General features: G+C 74.2%; 18 protein-coding genes and 1 pseudogene. 15 read left to right on the plus strand and 4 right to left on the minus strand.

All coding sequences use genetic code 11. From position 1 onward, the window contains the following. The first annotated feature begins 65 nt into the window (after positions 1-65). From RM844_RS16760 to RM844_RS16805, 10 genes are all read left to right on the plus strand, one after another. A complete protein-coding gene (locus RM844_RS16760; protein ID WP_311668160.1) occupies positions 66-1,403 on the plus strand; it encodes a CpaF family protein in 1,338 nt (445 codons plus the stop codon). A gap of 4 nt (positions 1,404-1,407) precedes the next feature. After that, positions 1,408-2,370 (plus strand): type II secretion system F family protein, encoded by a 963-nt coding sequence (locus RM844_RS16765; RefSeq protein ID WP_311668013.1) that lies wholly within the window; start codon positions 1,408-1,410, stop codon positions 2,368-2,370. Continuing rightward, positions 2,370-3,326, plus strand: a complete 957-nt coding sequence (locus RM844_RS16770; RefSeq protein ID WP_311668014.1) for a type II secretion system F family protein — start codon at positions 2,370-2,372, stop codon at positions 3,324-3,326. The genes RM844_RS16765 and RM844_RS16770 overlap by 1 nt, the downstream gene beginning before the upstream one ends. A gap of 34 nt (positions 3,327-3,360) precedes the next feature. Then, complete coding sequence (locus RM844_RS16775; protein ID WP_122399581.1) at positions 3,361-3,594, plus strand: hypothetical protein; 234 nt, start codon at positions 3,361-3,363, stop codon at positions 3,592-3,594. Further along, on the plus strand, positions 3,594-4,064 hold the full coding sequence (locus RM844_RS16780) for a TadE/TadG family type IV pilus assembly protein (RefSeq protein ID WP_311668017.1): 471 nt from the start codon (positions 3,594-3,596) through the stop codon (positions 4,062-4,064). The genes RM844_RS16775 and RM844_RS16780 overlap by 1 nt, the downstream gene beginning before the upstream one ends. Positions 4,065-4,072: 8 nt before the next feature. Then, positions 4,073-4,588, plus strand: a complete 516-nt coding sequence (locus RM844_RS16785; protein WP_311668018.1) for a TadE/TadG family type IV pilus assembly protein — start codon at positions 4,073-4,075, stop codon at positions 4,586-4,588. Continuing rightward, positions 4,585-5,076, plus strand: coding sequence for a pilus assembly protein TadG-related protein (locus tag RM844_RS16790; RefSeq protein ID WP_311668019.1), 492 nt, complete (start codon positions 4,585-4,587; stop codon positions 5,074-5,076). The genes RM844_RS16785 and RM844_RS16790 overlap by 4 nt, the downstream gene beginning before the upstream one ends. Positions 5,077-5,159: 83 nt before the next feature. After that, positions 5,160-8,180 (plus strand): LysM domain-containing protein, encoded by a 3,021-nt coding sequence (locus RM844_RS16795; RefSeq protein ID WP_311668020.1) that lies wholly within the window; start codon positions 5,160-5,162, stop codon positions 8,178-8,180. A 110-nt stretch (positions 8,181-8,290) separates the two neighbouring features. Further along, on the plus strand, positions 8,291-9,520 hold the full coding sequence (locus RM844_RS16800) for a helix-turn-helix domain-containing protein (protein WP_311668021.1): 1,230 nt from the start codon (positions 8,291-8,293) through the stop codon (positions 9,518-9,520). A 156-nt stretch (positions 9,521-9,676) separates the two neighbouring features. Further along, on the plus strand, positions 9,677-9,913 hold the full coding sequence (locus RM844_RS16805; protein ID WP_311668022.1) for a hypothetical protein: 237 nt from the start codon (positions 9,677-9,679) through the stop codon (positions 9,911-9,913). A 28-nt stretch (positions 9,914-9,941) separates the two neighbouring features. Here the strand turns inward: RM844_RS16805 and RM844_RS16810 are convergent, their stop codons facing one another. Further along, positions 9,942-10,535, minus strand: a complete 594-nt coding sequence (locus RM844_RS16810; protein WP_311668023.1) for a TetR/AcrR family transcriptional regulator — start codon at positions 10,533-10,535, stop codon at positions 9,942-9,944. 112 nt (positions 10,536-10,647) lie between these two features. Here RM844_RS16810 and RM844_RS16815 point away from each other — a divergent pair, with 112 nt between their 5' ends. Then, positions 10,648-11,235: a dihydrofolate reductase family protein gene (locus RM844_RS16815; protein ID WP_311668024.1), complete on the plus strand. Its 588-nt coding sequence runs from the start codon at positions 10,648-10,650 to the stop codon at positions 11,233-11,235. Here the strand turns inward: RM844_RS16815 and RM844_RS16820 are convergent. Together RM844_RS16820 and RM844_RS16825 are read right to left on the minus strand one after the other, a co-directional pair. Further along, complete coding sequence (locus RM844_RS16820; protein WP_311668025.1) at positions 11,213-13,102, minus strand: ABC transporter ATP-binding protein; 1,890 nt, start codon at positions 13,100-13,102, stop codon at positions 11,213-11,215. The genes RM844_RS16815 and RM844_RS16820 overlap by 23 nt on opposite strands. A gap of 140 nt (positions 13,103-13,242) precedes the next feature. Continuing rightward, positions 13,243-15,477, minus strand: coding sequence for an MMPL family transporter (locus RM844_RS16825; RefSeq protein ID WP_311668026.1), 2,235 nt, complete (start codon positions 15,475-15,477; stop codon positions 13,243-13,245). Between the two features lie 317 nt (positions 15,478-15,794). On the opposite strand from RM844_RS16825, the gene RM844_RS16830 reads away from it, so the two are divergent. From RM844_RS16830 to RM844_RS16845, 4 genes and pseudogenes are all read left to right on the plus strand, one after another. After that, positions 15,795-16,577 (plus strand): SGNH/GDSL hydrolase family protein, encoded by a 783-nt coding sequence (locus RM844_RS16830; RefSeq protein WP_311668027.1) that lies wholly within the window; start codon positions 15,795-15,797, stop codon positions 16,575-16,577. Between the two features lie 138 nt (positions 16,578-16,715). Beyond that, a complete protein-coding gene (locus RM844_RS16835) occupies positions 16,716-16,922 on the plus strand; it encodes a DUF397 domain-containing protein (protein ID WP_311668028.1) in 207 nt (68 codons plus the stop codon). Positions 16,923-17,260: 338 nt separating this feature from the next. Then, positions 17,261-18,520, plus strand: a complete 1,260-nt coding sequence (locus tag RM844_RS16840) for a hypothetical protein (protein ID WP_311668029.1) — start codon at positions 17,261-17,263, stop codon at positions 18,518-18,520. A 36-nt stretch (positions 18,521-18,556) separates the two neighbouring features. Continuing rightward, a pseudogene (locus RM844_RS16845) lies at positions 18,557-18,727 on the plus strand (aldo/keto reductase); the annotation flags it as partial. A gap of 382 nt (positions 18,728-19,109) precedes the next feature. Here RM844_RS16845 and RM844_RS16850 read toward each other — a convergent pair. Continuing rightward, positions 19,110-19,673 (minus strand): hypothetical protein, encoded by a 564-nt coding sequence (locus RM844_RS16850; protein ID WP_311668030.1) that lies wholly within the window; start codon positions 19,671-19,673, stop codon positions 19,110-19,112. Positions 19,674-19,722: the final 49 nt, after the last annotated feature.

Consider the following 19,722-nt stretch of genomic DNA (forward strand, 5'->3'; position numbering starts at 1 on the left):
GCGGCGGCGTGGGCACGGGCGCCGTGGGCGCCGGCGGGCCGGCCGCCGTGCCCGGCCTCGCGGGGATGACCGGCGCGGCCGGCGTTCCCGACGGCCAGCGCGCCGGCGAGGTCAACCACCAGCTGGTGAAGCGGTTCCGGCAGGAGGCCGGCGACCGGATCGCCGAGCAGCGCCGGATCGACCAGGCCAGCGGCGTCTCCCCGATGACCTCGGAGGACGAGCGGCACTACGCGCGGGCCGTGATCGCCCAGGTGCTGGAGGAGTACGCCAGGGCGGAGATCGCGGAGGGCCGCGCGCCGCTGGACGCCGCGTCCGAGGAGGGGTACGCCTCGGCGGTGCACGCCGCGCTCTTCGGCGTCGGCCGGCTGCAACCCCTGCTGGACGACCCGGACGTGGAGAACATCGACGTCAACGGCTGCGACCAGGTCTTCATCGGCTACGCGGACGGCCGCGAGGCGCGCGGCGAGGCGGTGGCCGAGAGCGACGAGGAACTGGTCGAGCTGATCCAGATCCTGGGCGCCTACTCGGGCCTGTCGTCCCGCCCGTTCGACTCCGCCAACCCGCAGCTGGACCTGCGGCTGCCGGACGGTTCGCGGCTCTCCGCCGTGATGGACGTGACCCGGCGGCCCGCGCTCTCCATCCGGCGGGCCAGGCTGGGCAAGGTGTTCCTCGCCGACCTGGTCGCCAACGGCACGCTCACCCCGGAGTTGGGGCGGTTCCTGACGGCGGCGGTGCGGGCCAGGAAGAACATCATGATCGCCGGCTCCACCAACGCCGGCAAGACGACGCTGCTGCGCGCGCTGGCCAACGAGATCCCGGCCGAGGAGCGGCTGATCACCGTGGAGCGGGCGTTGGAGCTGGGTCTGGACCAGTTCCCCGAACTGCACCCCAACGTGGTGGCGTTCGAGGAGCGGCTGCCCAACTCCGAGGGCCAGGGCTCGATCACGATGGCCGAGCTGGTGCGCCGCTCGCTGCGGATGAACCCGTCCCGGGTGATCGTCGGCGAGGTGCTGGGCGACGAGATCGTCACCATGCTCAACGCGATGAGCCAGGGCAACGACGGCTCGCTGTCCACGATCCACGCCAACAGCTCGCAGGAGGTCTTCAACCGGATCTCCACCTACGCGTTGCAGGCGGCCGAGCGGCTGCCGATCGAGGCCAGCCAGATGCTGATCGCCGGCGCGGTGAACTTCGTGATCTTCGTGGAGCGGCGCAACACCTACGCCCAGGGCGGCACGTTGCGCCGGTTCGTCAGCTCGATCCGCGAGGTGAACGGCGTGGACGGGCGGGTGCTCTCCAGCGAGGTGTTCGCCGAGGGACCGGACGGCGTGGTCCGGCCGCACGCGGCGCTGGCCTGCGCCGAGGAGTTGGCGGCCTACGGCTACCGCGGCGGATGGGGGTGACCTGGTGAGCTTCTCGGGTGGGTTGTTCTCGCTGGTCACGCTCTCCGCGCTGGCCTGCGGGGTGGCGGTGGGTGGCGGTCTGGCGCTGCTGGTGGTGGCGATCCGTGGCCTGCCGCCGCGCTCAGCGGACGAGGTGGCGGCGCGGCAGCGGCGGCGCTCGGAGCTGGCCGCGTTCTTCGGCCGGCGCGGCACCATCGCGGTGGCGACGGCGCTGGTGGTGCTGTTGTTGACGCGTTGGCCGGTCGCCGCGCTGGCCACCGCGCTGCTGGCGTTCGTGTGGAACCAGCTGTTCGGCGGCGCGGCGGCGGAGCGGGCGGGGATGCGCCGGGTGGAGGCGCTGGCCGGCTGGACGGAGTCGCTGCGCGACACCATCGCCGGCGCGGTGGGCTTGGAGCAGGCCATCCCGTCGTCGGCGCGGGCGGCGGCGCCGGCGCTGCGCGGCCCGTTGAACAACCTGGTGGACCGGCTGCGGTCGCGCACCCCGCTGCCGGACGCGCTCCAGGAGTTCGCGGACGAGCTGGACGACCCGTCGGCCGACGTGATCATCGCCTCGCTGATCCTCAACGCCCGGCTGCGCGGCCCAGGACTGCGGGAGGTGCTGGGCGCGCTCGCCAAGTCGGCGCGTGAGGAGGTCGACATGCGGCAGCGGGTGATGGCGCAGCGCGCCTCGACCCGGCGCAGCGTGCAGATCGTGGTCGGGGTGAGCGTGGCGTTCCCGCTGGGGCTGGCGATCTTCAACCCGAGCTTCGTGGAGCCGTTCGGTGACCCGCTGGGCCAGGCGGTGCTCGCCGTGGTCTGCGGGCTGTTCGGGCTCGGCTTCTGGTGGATGCGCCGGCTGTCCACGATCGAGACGCCGGAGCGTTTCCTGGCGCGGGCCGAGCCGGTCGAGACGGCCGGGCGACGGGAGCGGCCGGACGGCCGATTGGGGCAGCTGCCGGGCAGGTTCGACAGGGGGGTGAGCGGTTGATGAACTCCACGGTGACCACCGCGGTCGTGGTGGGCGCGGTCTTCGGGCTCGGGGTGTACGCGCTGGTCAGGGCGCTGCTGCCGACCCGGCGCGGGCCGGTGTCCACGGTGGCGCGGATCGACGAGCTGCGGGCGCGCGGCGGCCTCGGCGGCTATCCGCCGGTCGGCCCGGCGCCGGCGGCGCCCGGGGCGGGCGAGCGGGGCGCCGGCCGGCGGGCCGAGCTGCTGGCCAGGATCGGCGATCGGGTGGCCGAGCTGTACCTGCAACGCGGCTGGGAGCAGCGCTCGCTGCGGGCGGACCTGGCGCTGCTGGACCGCACCTGGGAGAGCTTCCTCGCCAACAAGGTGGTGCTGGCCGGTCTCGGGCTGTTCTTCGGCCCGTTCGTCTTCTCGCTGGCCTGGCTGCTCGGGTTCGGCAGCAGCCCGGTGGTGCCGGTGTGGCTGGCGTTGGCGTTCGCCGCCGGTTTCTTCTTCCTGCCGGACCTGGAGGTGCGGCGGGACGCGAAGGCCAAGCGGCGGGACTTCCGCCGGGTGGTGGCGGCCTACCTGGACCTGGTGGCGATGAGCCTGGCCGGCGGGCGCGGCCTGCCGGAGGCGTTGAAGGCGGCGGCCGAGGTGAGTGATGGCTGGGCGCTGCGGCGCATCCAGACGGCGCTGGCGGACGCGCGGATCACCGGGCTCACCCAGTGGCAGGCGTTGGGGCGGCTGGGCGACGAGGTCGGCGTGGACGAACTCAAGGACCTCTCCACCTCGTTGGCGCTGGTCGCGGACGACGGGGCCAAGGTGCGTGCCTCGTTGTCGGCGCGGGCTGAGACGATGCGGCACAGGGAACTGGCCGACATCGAGGGGAGCGCGGGCGAGAAGTCGCAGTCGATGCTGATCGCGCAGCTGCTGCTCTGTATGGGTTTCCTGATCTTTCTGATCTTTCCGGCCGGGATGCGCGTCTTCCAGGCGTGATGTCCGGCGGGCTACGAATGTGTGGAGGTTTGTCATGGTGCGCCATCCGGCGACGGACTATCTGATCGGCTTCCTGCGGACCCGGCTGGCCCGGGCCAGGTCGGGCGAGCTGGACCGCGGGGCGTCGGCCATCGAGTGGGTGATCATCGCGGCGGTCGTGGTGGGCATCGTGGCCGGTGTCGCCGCGGTGATCATGAACGCCCTGGACGACCGCGCCGAGAGCGTGGGGGACTGCATCGAGGGCGCCCAGAACTACGCCAACTGCTAGTGATACGACGGCTGGGGGGCTTTCTGCGCCGCCGGGTGGCGCAGGGCGCCGACCGGGGCGGCTCGGTGCTGCGCGCCGGGGACCGGGGCGGCTCGGCCATCGAGTTCCTGTTCCTGACGCCGGTGATGTTCTTCATGATCTTCGGTGCCGTGCAGTTCGCGCTGTACTCCTTCGCCGAGCACGTGGCGAAGGCGGCGGCGCAGGCCGGGGCGCGCACCGCGCGGGCGCAGGCCGACGCCGACCCGGCGGGTTGGCGGGTGGCGGCGGAGGCGAAGGCGCACGCGTATGTCACGCAGTTGGGCCCCGGGCTCTTCACCGGACCGCCGGACGTGGTGACCAGCCAGCCGGGCGCGTTCACGGTGCGGGTCGAGGTGGAGGGAAAGGTGCCGTCGATCATGCCGGGGATGAACCTGACGGTCAGCGCCGCCTCCGAGGGGCCGGTGGAGCGTTTCGTGCCGGACGGGGGCTGAGTGGCGCCATGACGGACGGTGCGGTGCGGGACGGGACGCCCGGCGGGGTGCGCGGCGGCGCGGCGCGCGCTGCCTCGGCGACGCGCGGGCGCGTGGTGCGGCGGCTGGCCCGGCGGGTGGCGGGTGGCGCCGACCGGGGCATGTCCTCGCTCGAAGTGGTCCTGTTGGCGCCGCTGATGATCGCTTTCCTGCTGGTGCTGGTCGCCTTCGGTCAGCAGGTGTCCGGGCGGAACGCGGTGAACGGCGCGGCCCGGGACGCGGCGCGCGCCGGCTCGCTGGAGCGGTCCACCGGCGCGGCGATGAACGCCGCCGCCGAGGTGGCCGAGGGGCAGTTGGGCGACATCTGCGTCGGCGGTTCGGTGCGGGTGACCCGCACCACGCCCGCCGGGCACGAGCCCGGCTCGCTCTTCGGCATCGAGGTGTCCTGCCGGGTGCGCGGCCTGGACATGCTGGGCGTGGGGCTGACCTCGACGCTCTCCGGCCGGTCCAGTTCGCCGATCGACCCCTACCGGAGGTCGGGATGACCCGCCCCACAGCCATGGGCCGGCGCCTCCTGGCCGCCCGCCGGCGTTTCACCGCCACCGCCCGCCTGGCGCCCGGTGCCGACCGTGGGTCCGGTGCGCTGGTGGTGATCTTCTTCGCGGTGGTGGTGCTGGCCCTGGCCGCCTTCGTGGTGGACGGCGGGCTCTCCATCGCCCAGCGGGAACGTGCCGCCGACATCGCCGAGCAGGCCGCCAGGTACGCCGCCCAGGACCTGGACGAGGCGGCGCTGCGGGAGGGCGTCTCGCCGGCCCCGATCAACTTCGGCAACTGTGCCAACCGGGTCGCGGAGTACGCCGCTTCGGTGGGCATGGAGCCGGCCGACATCGCCGCCGCCGAGTGCAGCGAGGCCGCCGCCAACCAGGTCACCGTCCGCATCCGGCTCACCTACCGGCCGGTGTTCACCGGCATCGTCTACGACCGACCGCTGACCGTCTGGGGCGAGGCCACCGCCGAGGCCCAGGTCGGCTGACCCGAACCCGGACCCGTCGCCCCGACCCGAAGCCGCCCCGACCGCCCAGAACCGTTCCGTCGAACTCCACGGGAGCACCCGCCATGGCTCGCACACCACCGCCCCTTCCGGGGAACCGGACGCCCGTCCCGGTGCGGGGCCGGCGTGGCCCGCGCGAGGTGCTGCTGGCGCTGGCCGCGGTGCTGGCCCTGCTGTGCCTGGTGGTGGGGGTGCCGTTGGCGCTGGCCAGCCTGATCGGCTGGCCGCTGCCGCGCACCGCGCCCAGCCTGGACATGTTGACCGAGGAGATCGACGTCAACACCTTCGTCCGGGTGCTGGCCGTGCTGGTCTGGGTCGCCTGGGCGCAGTTCACCGCCTGTGTGCTGGTCGAGGTGCGGGCCGCGGTCTCCGGCGTGGGCATTCCCCGGCGGGTGCCGGGCGCCGGCCCCAGCCAGCTGCTGGCCCGGCAACTGGTCGGCGCCGTCCTGCTGTTGACCTCGGCCGCCGCCTCGCTGGCGCCGGGGCTCAGCCAGTTGGGGCCGAGCTTCGACCGGCCGGGGCAGGGCCAGCTGGTGGCCGAGGCCCAACTGACGCCGGGCGGCCCGCTGTCGCCGGCGGCCGCATCGGTGGACGGACCCAAGGTGGACCGGGCCGCCCCGTCCGACCTGACGACGCACACCGCGGACGAGGCCGGCGCCGAGCGGTCGGACGCCGTCTACTACCGCATCCAGCCGCCGGAGGGCCGGCACCACGACACGCTGTGGGGGATCGCCGAACGGCACCTGGGCGAGGGCATCCGCTACAAGGAGATCTACCAGCTCAACAAGGACCGGCTCCAGCCGGACGGCTCCAGGCTGACCGAGTCCAGCCTGGTCAGGCCCGGCTGGATCCTCCAGATGCCGGCCGACGCGCAGGGCGGCGAGCTGGTCGAACTGCCCGACGAGGCGGCCGAGTTGTCGGCCGAGGAGGCCGCCGAGTACGCGGCCTACGGCGAGACCGGGGACGCCGGCGGCGAGGACCGGCCGGCGACCCCGGCCGGCGTGCCGGACCGGCCGGCCGACCCCGAGCCGGCCGACCGGCCGGCGGCCGGCGGCAAGGGCACCGAGCGGGTGGCCGTGATCGACCCGGCGCCGGAGACCGAGGGCGGGTCCGACGCCGGCGTGGGCCTCGACCTGCCGGGCGCGGACGCCCACGCCGTGGCGCCGGCCGACCAGGACGGCTCGGTCGGGCTGCCCGAAGCACTGGTCACCGCCCCGCTGTTGGCGGCCGGGCTGCTGATGGCGCTGGGCCGCACCCGGCGGAACGCGCTCTGGCAGAGCGCCGCCGGCACGCTGCGCCGGTCCGTCGGCGACGACCTCGGCCCGACCACCGCCCCCGCGGTGGCGGCCAGGGACGCGCTGCTGGTGGGCGCGGCGCCGGACCAGGTGGCGTTCCTGGACGGGGCGTTGCGGCTGCTGTCCGCCGGGCTGGCCGCCGAGGGCCGGGTGCTGCCGGCCGTCTACGCGGCCTGGCTCGGCCAGGGCGAACTGCACCTCCAACTGGCCGGCCCGGTGGGCCGCCCGCCGGCGCCCTGGACCCAGGGGCAGGACCCGACGTACTGGACACTGGACCGCGCCCAGCTACCGGCCGGCGCGCCGCCGGAGGCCGAGGCCCCCTACCCGGGGCTGGTCAGCCTCGGGATGCGGGACGAGCTGCGGCTGCTGCTCAACCTGGAGGCGGTGCCGGGCGTCGTCGCGGTGCGCGGGGCGCCCGCCGACCGGGAGGCGGTGCTCTCCTCGGTCGCCGCCGAGCTGGCCACCAGCGGCTGGTCGGACCGGATGACGGTGACGCTGGTCGGCTTCGGCGCCGAGCTGGCCGCGCTGGCGCCCACCCGGGTCCGTCAACTGGACGACATCGCGGGCCTGTTGGAGGTCATGGAGACCGAGACCGGGCTGCGTCGTGGCGCGTTGCGGCAACTCGGCCACGACGCGCTGCTCAGCGGGCGCACCGGCCCGGCGAGGCAGCAGCAGTGGGCGCCGCACCTGGTCATCGTGGGCGCGCTGCCGAGCCAGGACGAGGCGGACCGGCTGGCCGCGCTGGCCGCCGTCTCGGCGCCGCTGGGCATCGGCTACCTGGTGGGCACCGAGACGGCCGACCAGCCGGGCGTGGCCTGGGAGTTCGAGATCAGCCCCGAAGGCGTGCTCAGCGAGCGGGAGATGGGGCTGACGCTGCGGGCGCAGCTGTTGCCGGCCGCCCAACGGGCCGCCGTGGTCGAGCTGTTCACCGGCCCGACCGACCAGCGCCCGGCGGACGCGCCGGCCGGGGGGCCGACCGTCGACCTGGGCCGGGGCGCGCCCGGGGTGTACGTGCGGCTGCTCGGCGGGTTCGAGATCAACGGCCTGGCCGAGCCGGACCCGGAGCGGGCCGGCCGGCTGCGGGCGGCGCTGGCGCTGCTGTCGCTGCACCGGGAGGGCGTGCACCCGCGGGTGCTTGGCTCGGCGCTGTGGCCGCGGGGCGGCGGCGACGGGCCGCGGGACGCGCTGGTCGCCCGGCTCGGCCAGTGGCTGGGCACGGACCAGGCCGGCCGGCCCCGGCTGGTGACCGAGGCGGACGGGCGGCTGGCGCTGACCGCCGACGTGCTCTCCGACTGGGACGTGCTGCGCACCCTGCACCACCAGGTGCTGGTCAGTGAGAACCCGACGGAGGCCGGCCGCCCGGCCGACCGGATGCGGAAGCTGACCGACGCGCTGGCGCTGGCCGCCGGCGCGCCGCTGGCCGGGGCGCGGGACGGGGACGGCTTCGGCTGGCTGGCGCACGAGGTGGTGGACACCCAGTACCCGCTGCTGGTCGCGGAGATCGCGCTGACCCTGGCGGCCGAGCACCGGGCGGCCGGCGAGGGCGAGTCGGCCTACGCGGCGGTCCGCTCCGCGCTGGCCGCGGCGCCCACCGACGAACGGCTCTGGAACGAGCTGCTGCGCTCGGCGCACGCCACCGGGCGGGCGGAGTGGCTGACCGGCGCGGCCTCCTGGCTGGCCGGCCACCACGGCCAACTCTTCGGCCCGGCCACCCCGTTGCCGGCCCAGACGGAGGCCCTGCTGGACGAACTCCTCCCCGACTGGCGCCAGTCCACCACCCCGGCCGGCTGAGCCGGGGAGTACCGCGTTGCGCGGTAGTTCGTCCCGGTGCGCCCGTGCGCTCCCCCGGAGTGGGGCCGGCGGCAACACGCCCGCCCTACGCTGGGACTGAGGTGGTGTCAATGTCTGGTCTGTCCGACAACGTTCGCAAGCTCCGGCGCACGGCCGGTCTCACCCAGGAGTCGCTGGCGGAGGCCGCCGGCCTCTCGCCGACCACCGTGGCGAAGGTGGAGCAGGGCGGCGAGGTCCGCAACGCGACCCTGCACGCGCTGGCGCGCGCCCTGGACGTCCCCACGTCCGCGCTCTTCGTCACGGAGGCCACGCTCCCGGTGGGCGACGACCGGGGCAACCGGCGGCGTCTGGTGGAGCTGCGGCAGGCCCTCACCCCGCCGGCGGGGCTCGACGGCCCGCTGGTCAAGGAGACCCCGGCCGGGGAACTGCCCGAGCTGAGCCGCCAGATCAAGGACGGGTACGCCCTCTACCAGGCCGACCGGTACGACTCGGTGGCGAAGGTGCTGCCCAGCCTGTTGCGGGTCACCGGCGCAACGGTCGCGGCGGGCGAGGGGGACGGGCGCGGCGCGGCGACGGTGGTGCGGGTGCAGGCGCTCCTGCTCACGGGCACGTTCCTCACCCAGGTCCGCCAGTACGACCTGGCCTACTACGCCCACAGTGAGGCGATTCGGCTGGCCGGGGAGTTGGGTCAGCGGCAGTTGGCCAGCGTCGGGGTGGACGGGTTGTGCTGGCTGCTCATCCGGCAGGCCCGGTTCGACGAGTGTGAGGATCTCGCCACGCGCACCGCCATGGAGGTGGAGCCCCGGCTCTCCCGGGCGTCGCAGGGGGAGATCGCGGCCTGGGGCAGGCTGTGGCTGCGGGCCTCCGCGGCGGCGATCCGCAACAACCGCTCCGAGGAGGCGGCCGAGGCCCGGCGGATGGCGGCGGTGGCCGCCAGCGCGATGGCTGACGAGAGCCTGGACTTCCCCAACCACCTGGGGAGCTTCGGTCCGGTGACCGCCGAGATGAAGGCGGTCGAGGACCTGTCCCTGCTGGGCGACGCGCGAGGTGTACTCGACCACGCCGACAGCGGCCCGCTCACCCCGACCGCCCTCCGGAACTTCGGGCGCCTCTCGCGGCCTTCCTGGGGTCGCCACCGGCTGGACGTGGCGCGGGCCCACGTGACGCTCGGCGCGCACCAGGAGGCGATGGACGTGCTGACCTCGGTGTTGCGGACGTCCGGCGAGTGGATCAAGCACCAGCCGATGGCCCGGGACATCATGGGCGACCTCCTGAAGTCCCGGAAGCGGACCCTGACCCGGGAGATGCGGGTCATGGCACACCACCTCGGGGTGAGCTGAGCGGTACCGCGCTGCGCGGTGGATCGCCGGGAACGGGCCCCTAACTGCGGTGCTCTGCCCGTGGTTTGGGTCGGTCGCTCTTCGTAGTGTCTCCCTCACGGAAGTGAACCCCCCGGGGGGTGTTGCCGGGGGCCGGTCCACGAGTGGAGTCACCCGATGAAGTTCCTGTCCTGTGCGGACTACCTGTCGCCCGACCTGCCGGTGCCCGGTGGGTCCTTGCCGCTGGACCCGCTGTCCGCCTGTCGTCCGGAGCCGCAGCCCGCGGAAGGGTGCCGGCGGTGTGCCGCGTTGGCGGACGGGCGGGACCGGGCCAAGCGGATGCGGGACTGGTCGATCGTGACGGACTTCAACATCCTGCTGCGCGCGCATCCGCACCCCGGCGAGCCGGGCTGACGCGCCGGCCGGCGGCCGCCCCGCGGGGTCAGTTCGGGTTGGTCGGGTCGGCCGGGATGAGGCGTTCCACGGCGGCCCGGACCAGCGCGGCGCGCTCCGCCTCGTCGAAGACGCCGGGCAGGGTGAGCTGCTCCAGGATCAGCCAGTTGTAGGCGCTGATCAGCAGCTTGACGGCGGTCGCGTCGCCGGGCAGCCCGGACGCCGCCTGGTGCGCGACGTTGGCCTCGACGTCGGCCCGGACGCGGTCGGTGAGGACGGCGCGCAGCTCGGCGTTGCGGGTCGCCTCCAGGCGGAGCTCCAGCAGCGCGAGGTAGCCGCTGCGGAAGCCGCTGACCCGTCCCACCACCTCGGTCATCAGCGTCATGAAGTGCTCGCGGGTCGGCGGCCCGGCCAGGCTGGCCTCCATGGTGGCCGGGTCGGGCTGGAGCCGCTCGTAGACCCGGCCGCCGGCCTGGGTGAGCAACTGGTCCCGGTTGGCGAAGTAGTTGGACGTGGTACCCGGCGGGACGCCGGCCTCGGTGTCCACCGCGCGGAACGTCAGCCCGCGGGCGCCCTGGGCGGCCAGTACCTCGATCGCGCCGTCCAGCAGCGCGGCCCGCCGCTCGTTGTTTCTGCGCACCATTGACACCACTCCATGTGTAGTACTACGTTCTAACCACTCCAAACAGAGTACTTCGCCTGGAGCGGGTATCTCAAGGAGCCGTACCCACCCCGCCAAGAAGCCAAGGAGCCTCATGCGCAAGCTTGTCTACTACATCGGTACCTCCCTCGACGGCCGGATCGCCGGCCCCGACCACGAGTTCGACTTCTTCCCGCGCGGCGACGAGCGGCAGGCCAGCGCCTACGAGACCTGGATGACCGAGCAGCTGCCCGATACCATCCCCACCGCCTACCGGGCCGCGCTCGGCGTCGCGGACACCCCCAACAAGCGCTTCGACACGGTGCTGATGGGCCTCGGCAGCTACCGTCCCGGCCTGGCGGAAGGCATGCTCGACCCCTACGCCCACCTGCGGCAGTACGTCGTCTCCCGCACCCACCCGGAGAACCCCGAGGCGGACGTCACCCTGGTCCGCGCCGACCCGCTCGGCCTGGTGCGCCGGCTCAAGCGGGAGCCGGGGAAGGACATCTGGCTCTGCGGCGGCGGCCAGCTCGCCGGGGCGCTGCTGCCCGAGATCGACGAGCTGGTGCTCAAGACCTACCCGGTCATCGCCGGCGCCGGAATCCCGCTTGTGGACGGGGAGTTCGACCCGACGGTCTTCACCGTCCGGCAGCGCAGGACCTTCGACAACGGGGTCGTCGTCAGCTGGCTGGACCGGCGGTGACCTCCACCGCCGGGCCGCCCGGGGCCGCCGGCCCGTTGGCGCCAGGACCGTCGGGCCCGGGCTCGTCCGGCCCCGGCCCCGTCGGACCGCCGGCCCGTTCGGCGAGGAACTGGGTGGCGGCCAGCTCCGCGTAGAGCGGGTTGGCCGTCACCAGCTCGGCGTGCGGGCCCACCGCCCGCACCCGGCCCGCGTCCAGCACCACGATCCGGTCCGCCGAGGTCACCGTCGACAGCCGGTGCGCCACCACCAGCACCGTGGTGCGGCGCGCCACCTCGGCCACCGTGTCCCGCAGCGCCGCCTCGTTGACCGCGTCCAACTGCGAGGTGGCCTCGTCCAACAGCAGCAGCCGGGGGCGGCGCAGCAGGGCCCGCGCGATGGCGACCCGCTGCCGCTCCCCACCGGACAGCTTGGTGCCCCGGTGGCCGACCACCGTGTCGAGGCCCTCCGGCAGCCGCTCGACCAGCGCCTCAAGCCGGGTCGTCCGCAGCGTCTCGGCCAGCTCGGCCTCGGACGCCGCCGGCGCGCCGAAGAGCAGGTTGTCCCGGAGCGTGCCGGAGAGCACCGGCGCGTCCTGCTCGACATAGCCGATCGAGCCGCGCAGCTCCGCGAGATCCCACTCCCGGACGTCCCGCCCGTCGATCGTCACCCGCCCTTCGGTGGCGTCGTAGAACCGCTCGACCAGCGAGAAGATGGTGGTCTTGCCGGCGCCGGACGGGCCGACGAACGCCGTCATGCCGCGCGCCGGCACGGTGAAGTCCACCCCGTGGTGCACCAGCGGCAGGTCCGGCGCGTACCGGAAGCGGACCTCCTCGAAGGCCAGCGACGCCGGCTCCCCGCCGCCCGGGGCGCCGGCGGAGCCCCCGGCCGGCTCCGCCGGCATCCGCCACACCTCGCGGATCCGGCTGATGGCCGCCGCGCCCACCTGGTACTGGGTGACCGCCGAGACCACCTCCTGGAGCGGCGACATCAGGTAGAAGACGTAGAGCAGGAAGGCGACCAGGGTGCCGATCTCGATCGCGTCGGTCGCCACCCGCGCGCCGCCCACCGCCAGCACCGTGAGGAACGCGCCCTGCACGGCCAGCCCCATCGTGTTCCCCACGATCGCCGACCACTTGGCGGCGGTGACGCTGGCCCGCCAGGACCGCTCGGCCGCCTCGTGCACCGTGCGCTCCTCGCGCTCCTCGGCGCCGGCCGCCTTCACCGTGCGCAGCGCGCCCAGCACCCGCTCCAGGGCGGCGCCCATGTCGCCGATCGACTTCTGGGCCCGCTTGCTGGCCCGGTTGATCAACGGCGCGATCACCCCGATCACCACCGCGGCCACCGCGATCACCGCCGCCGTGACGCCCAGCAGCACCACGTCGACCAGCGCCATCATGGCCAGCGTGGCCACCAGCGTCAGCCCGCCCGTGCCCAGGCCGATCAACGACTGGGTGGTCATCGCGCGCAGCAGCGTGGTGTCGGAGGTGGCGCGGGAGAGCAGGTCGCCCGGCTCGCTGGCGTCCACCGCGGAGATCCGCAGCCGCAGCAGGTAGGAGGTGAGCGAACGGCGGGCGCCCAGCACCACCGACTCGGCGGTGCGCTGGAGCACGTAGTACCCCAGCGCCCCCAGCGCCGCGTTCGCCACCACCAGGCCGGTCAGCAGGAACAGCTCCCCGGCGATGCCCTCGTCCGAGCCCAGGTTCTCGATCAGCGAGCGGGCCACCAGCGGCAGCGCCAGCCCGGCCGCGCCGGTGAGCAGCGAGAGCAGCGCCCCGCCGAGCAGCGTCCAGCGGTGCGGCCGGACATAGCCCAGCAGCACCCGCCAGGCCGCCGGCTCGTCCGCCGGCCGCTCGGTGGCCTCGTCCGGCTCGTGCGCCGTCTCCCGCATCCGTCCCCCTTGGTCGAGTCCCTGCCTGGTCGAGCCCCGGCCCGGCCCGGGCCTGGTCGAGTGTGATCACATCAGCCCGAGCCGGCCCGGCCAGGCCGCGGCCATGACCGGTCGCTGATCGTTCGTGGACCGTTCGTGGATCATCCCCCAGTGACAGAACGCACGGGAGCCGCCGAAGGTTGCTCCGGTGCCGCCGACTCCCGCAGCCCGAACCGGTCGTGCACCCGGCGCAGCACCGGCGGCGCCCACCAGATCGCCTCCCCGCCCAGCCGCATCGCGGCCGGCAGCAGCGCGCCCCTGATCAGCGTCGCGTCCATCAGCACCGCCAGCGGCAGGCCGACCCCCAGCGCCTGCATGAAGGAGATCTCCGAGATCAGGAACGCCAGGAAGACCACCGAGAGCGCCACCGCGGCCGCCGTCACGATCCGCCCCACCCGCTCCAGCCCGACCGCGACCGCCGCGTGCGCGTCCAGCCCCGACTCGTACTCCTCCCTGATCCGGGAGAGCAGGAACACCTGGTAGTCCATGCCAAGACCGAAGGCGCACGCGAAGAGCAGCACCGGCACCGTGGAGACCACCTCACCGGTCACCGTGAAGCCCAACAGCCCGGACAGGTGGCCGTCCTGGAACCCCCACACCAGCGCCCCGAACGTGGCCGTCAGGCCCAGCGCGCTCAGCGCCATCGCCACCAGCGGCAGCAGCACGCTGCCGGTCAGCAGGAACAGCAGCACCGTCATGGCGAGCAGCAGGCTCACCCCGGCCACCGGCAGCCGGTCCAGGATGCTGCCCGTGCTGTCCACCGCCACCGCGGTGCGCCCGCCGACCAGCGCCTCGGCCGGCGCCGGCAGCGCCCGCGCGGCGGCCACCAGCTCCTCCAACGCCCGGTTGTCCACCGCCCGCGGCACCACCGTCAGGTAGCTGCCGGCCCCGTCCGCGGCGGTGAACGCGGCGTGCGCCGGGCCGGCCTGCGCCGCCCGCGCCCCCGCGGCGTAGCTGCCGGTCGCCGCGTCCACCCGGGCCACGTCGTCCAGCCCGGACAACGCGCCCGCGTACGCGTCGAGTTCGGCCGCCGACCCGGCCGGCTCCAGGGTGGGCAGCACCACGGTCAGCGCGTCGCTCTCCCCCGCGTCGAAGTCCGCCCGCAGCTCCTCCGCCACCTGCCGACCGGCCGAGGACTCGGGCAGCCCCCGCTCGTCCGCACTGCCCAGCCGGATGTTCAGGAACGGAGCCCCCAGGGCCAGCAACAGCAGGGTGCCCAGGGTGGCCACCGGCACCGCGCGGCGCATCACCAGCGACGCCAGCCGGTGCCAGAAGCCGTTCTCCACCGCCGTGTTGGCCCGCTGCCGCAGCAGCCGCCCGGCGTTGGCACGCGGCCCGAGCACCGCCAGCAGCACCGGCAGCACGGTCAGCGTCACCACCGCCGTCAGCAGCGAGACCGCGATCCCCGCGTACGCCATGGACCGCAGCGCCAGCGCCGGGAACCAGGCCAGCCCGGCCAGCGTGACGGCCACCGTGACCGCCGAGAAGATCACGGTGCGCCCGGCGGAGACCATCATCAGCCGCAGCGCCGCCGCCGGCTCCCGGCCGGCCGCCAACTCCTCCCGGTAGCGGTTGACCATCAACAGGCTGTAGTCGACGGAGAGTCCGAGTCCCAGGATGGTCACCACGTTCACCGCGAAGACCGACAGGTCGGTCACCCCGGCCAGCAGCCACAGCAGGCCCAGCGTCAACAGGATGGTGACCAGCCCGACCACCAGCGGCAGCGCCGCCGCCAGCAGGCTGCCGAACACCACCACCAGGACCAGCAACAGCAGCGGGAAGGCCAGCAACTCGCCGCGTATCGCGTCCCGTTCGCTGAGTTCGCTCAGCTCCTGGTTGATCACCGCCGAGCCGCCGAGCCGCACGTCGAGCCCCTCGGCCACCTCGCCCTCGTAGGACGGGGTCAGCTCGGCCAGCCGCTTGCCGGCCGCTGTCTCGTCGCCCTCGACCGCCGCCAGCACCAGCGCCGCGTCGCCGTCCTCGGCGCGCAGCCCGGGCGCCTGGTCGCCGGCCTCCCAGTAGGACACCACCTGCGCGATCCCGTCCTCGCCGGCCAGCCGCTGGCCGAGCGCGGTGCCGGCCGCCACCACCGCCGGATCGTCGACGCCGGCCTCGGCCCGCACCAACAGCACCAGGTTCAGCTCCTCCCGGCCGAACCGCTCCGTCAACTCCTCGGCGGCCAGGCTGGAATCCGCCCCCGGGTCGTTGAACCCGCCGCCCTTCAACCGGTCGAAGAGCACCCCGCCGCTGCCCGCCCCCAGCATCGCCAGCACCACCGCCAGCAGCAGCACCGCCCGCCGGCGCCGCAACAGGAACCCGCTCAGTCGTCCCAACATGCCATCTCTCCCGGTGTGCCTGGTCGTGCCACCCGGGGAGCGCGGCCCGGCGCGTGCGCCGTGGCGTGCACGCCCGGGTGCTCGCGCCCACCAGGACGGGCGGCGCCGGGGCCGTGTGACACCGGAACGCCGGCCACGCCCGAATGAGAGCTGAATCACGCGCGGCGCCGCCCGGCGACGCGCTGTCCGGTTCGCCCCGTTGAGCCGCCATCGGGCCGGCGGGACAATGAGGGCGGCCACCGGAGGGGGCTGAGCGCGGCGTCACGGGACGCACCGCGCGCCGGAGGTTCCTCAGCCCTACCCTGGAGCAGGCCCCGATGGACAGATCCGTCCTGACCCAACCCACCCGGCCCAGCCGCCGGTTGCTCTCCCTCACCGCGCTGTTCGCGCTGGTCTGCGCGGTGTTGCTGACCCTGACCACCGCGCCGGCGCGCGCCGCCGAGGCACCGGCCGAGCCGGCCGCCGAACCCACCAGGATCATGGCGCTCGGCGACTCCATCACCGGCTCACCCGGCTGTTGGCGCGCCCTGCTCTGGCAGGACCTCGACACCGCCGGCTACGCCGACAACGTCGACTTCGTCGGCTCCCGCAGCCCCGACGGCTGCGGCTTCCCCTTCGACGGCGAACACGAGGGCCACGGCGGCATCCTCACCACCGGCATCGTGCGGGACAACCAGCTCCCCGGCTGGCTGGCCAGCGCCGACCCGGACGTGGTCATGATGACGCTGGGCACCAACGACGTCTGGAGCGCCGTCCCCACCACCACGCTGCTGGACGCCTACAGCACGCTGGTCGGCCAGATGCGGGACGCCAACCCGGACGTCCGGGTGCTCGTCGCGCAGATCCTGCCGATGACCCCGGCCGGCTGCGCCGAGTGCTACGACCGGGTGGTGGACCTCAACGCCGCCATCCCCGACTGGGCGGCCGGGCTCAGCACGCCCGAGTCCCCGCTGACCGTCGTCGACCTGTGGACCGGCTTCGACACCGCCACCGACACCGGCGACGGCGTCCACCCCAACGAGGCCGGCTGGCGCAAGATGGCCGACGCCTGGTACCCGGCCCTGACCGGCGTCCTCGACGACCTGCCCACGGCCGACTGACCCGCCCCACCCCACCCCGCCAGGGCCGCCGGCCCTGGCGGGGCCCAGACGTCACCCGACGACCGCCGCCCGGCCCGCCCCTTCTCGGCTCGGCGATGCCGTCACCCTTGTCAACACCTCGTGTAAGGAGTTCAGCTCATGCGCCGAGCGGCGGACCTGACGGACGTCACGTGGATCACCTCTCCCTACAGCGGGTCGGACGGCGGTCAGTGCGTGACGGTCGGGGTGGCCGGCGCCGAGGGCGTGCCGGTGCGGGACAGCAAGGACCCGGCGGGGCCGGCGTTGTGCTTCCCGCGCGCCGAGTGGTCGGCTTTCCTCGACACCGTCCGCGATGACGCCCGCTGACGCTCGCCCTCTCAACCGGGGCCGCGCCATGCGTGCTTCCACGTCCTCTGGGCTGGCGCGCGTGACCGATGTCGTTCCCACGAACCCAAGCGGGGAAGCCGCCCGGGGCCGCATAGCACTCTGGCTCGCACCGGAGGACCTCCGCTGGCTGGCACAGCACTGCTGCTGTCCGGCAGACGCGCCGCAGCACGCGCACGACCGGTGCGGGCGCCTCCGCTTCCGGGCGAGCGCTGCCCTGCACAAGCACGACCGGTCTGCCTGACGCCGACTGTCAGTGGTCCCGCCTAGCCTGATGCGGTCGTTGCTGAGCAACTCGCGGACAGCTCGGGGGAAGTGGCATGGTGCGAAGGCCGGTTGACGGTGAGGTACGGGTCGCCTACCACCAGATCTACGTGGTGAGCGGGCACGACGACATATCCGACCTCAACGCGGCCTTCGCCGGCCAGACCGCGGGACTGTGCGGCGCGGCCGTGCCCGGATTCCTCTACCTGGTCACCGGGTTGCACTCCGGCGCCGTCGGCTTCACCATCGAGGTGCACGGCCGGGCTCCCGCGTTGGACGCGGGGTGGGAAGAGGCGGTGGAGGTGTCCTACCGGCCGCGCGCGGCCGATGCGCGTTTGACGGAGTGGGGCGGCGGGGGAGCGTGGCCGCTGGGTCTGGTGGCGGCCGACTACCGGGTGCGGTACTGCGCGTCGGGGATGGACCGGGGGCAGGCGTTGGACACCCGGGTGGCCGGGGCGGCGGTGGACCGCTATCTCCTCCAGTTCTGGCCCGCCCTGCCGGCGCCGGACCGGATCCTGCGGCAGACCTCGTCGGCGGCCGCCTCCTGGCACCGGGCCGCCAGCGAGTTGCCCCCGCCACCCACCGCCGCCGAGCGCGCCGAGCGCGCGCGTCGGGCCCGCGCGGCCCGCGAACGCGCCGCGCGGGAGCAACGGTTGGCGCACGAACGCTGGCAGTGGGGCGGGCGGTTACCGTCCGAGACCCTGCGGCAGGCCGAGGGTGCAGCGCGGGGCCTGCTGGGCTTTGACGCCGAGTTGGTGCACGCGCTGGACGCCGCCGGGCCCGAGGCGCAGCGTCGGGTGGCCGTGCTGGCCGCCGAGCACGCCTGCCGGGCGGCCGGCATCGCCGCTCTCGACTGGGTCGCGCCCGCCCTCGCGGCGCTCGCCGAGGGGAGACCGCTGCCGCCGCCCTTCGAGGACTCCGACAGCGCGTTCCGGGCGCTGCGCGACGATCCGCGGGTCCCGGACCGGACGGTCGGGCTCGCGGTCGAGCCGCCGCGCCCTGTCCACCCCGCGCCCGTCGGCCGGCGGGTCCAACGGCTCCACGCACAGCGGCCGTTCGTCGCGTGGGTCAGCGCCGAGCCGCGTGCCGTGGCGTCCGGGCCGCCGGGCCCGGTCCGCGTCTCGGCACCCCACATGGCGTTGCCGGCGGTGGTGCACGCGGGCGGGGCGGAGCCGCTGACGGCGGCCCTGCTCGCGGTGCGGGACGCCGTCCACACCTACGGGGAGGCGTACCCGACCCTGCTCCGGGACGTCCGGGCCGGCCTCGGTGCCGCGTTCGGCGGTTCGGATGTCAGTGCTGGCGACTACCATCGGTGACGGTTCGACGGGTGGAGCTGCGACGGAGGTTGGGACATGCGGTACACGCGACTCGGCGCCACCGGGCTTGAGGTCTCGGCGGTCTGCCTCGGCTGTATGAGCTTCGGCGTGCCGGACCGGGGCGCGCATCCCTGGTCGTTGGACGAGGAGGCCAGCCGGCCGTTGATCCGGCAGGCGGTGGAGGCGGGGATCAACTTCTTCGACACTCCAGACACGCCGAACTTGCACCTCTGAGGATACAGGCAGGTCAGCGGCCCTGTCTGGCTCTCCTCATGGCGTGAAGAGGATCAGCACGTCTGCCCAACGGTCCGGCGTCAGGAGGCGCCACTCACCGTTCGTGCGGGCGGTCTCCTCCGCTTCGGCGTGGAGGCTCCCGACCAGTAGGGCCGTCCCGTTGTCCATCTCGGTCCCCGGCGAGCCATCCTCTTCCCGCGACAGCCACGCGGCACCGAGAACAGCGGTGTGCACGTCGGGGAAGTGATCCCCGTGAGCTTCGCCCGCTGTCACCCCGGACGGCGTTGTGAACGCCCATTCCGCCCGCCACCGAGCGCGCGCAGTCTCCGGCCCTCGCCGTTCGGACACGGAAAGCTCAGCGGTCCTGTGTGACGGCCTGCGGGTCTATCGCGTCCCGGAGGTCCGTCCCGGACTGGACGAACGCGAGAGCCGCCCTGACGCGCTCCTGGGTCCCTCCGAGCATGGCCAAGCCCCGCAGGCACGTGGGGCAGAGAGCGCCGAGAACGGCGCCGGTCTCCGGGTCCGCGTAGAGCTGACACCCCTCCTCTGGGGACCTTCTACAGATGCCGCAAGACCCCGCGCGCAGTTCCTCGGCGCGATCTGGGCTGACTCCCAGGCGCACCGCACCGTAGCGGCGCTTTGCTTCCCGGCGGGTCTCCCGGACCTGCGCTGCGTTCTCCGTTCGATATCGCCGCTGGCGTTCGCGGGCAGCTTCGCGGAGGCAGGCAGCACAGCGCCGAGAGGGGCGCTTAACACCACGCGTCGTGCGCATGGGGAAGTCAGCCAGGGGCTTGACCTTCTGGCACCCGGTGCACTCCTTGCGCTTGTCGTTGGCGTCCCTGCTCATGACAGCCCAGCTTACGGCCGACCTGGCATCACCGAGGGCTGTGCCACTGTGCGTATCGACGACGCTACCCATGGTGTTTATGGTGGCTTGGGGGAGGACACGCGGAGTGGTCGGCTTCCCC

Origin of the sequence: Streptomyces chisholmiae, from assembly GCF_031845445.1 — a bacterium.
GTDB classification, from domain to species: Bacteria; Actinomycetota; Actinomycetes; order Streptomycetales; family Streptomycetaceae; genus Streptomyces; species Streptomyces chisholmiae.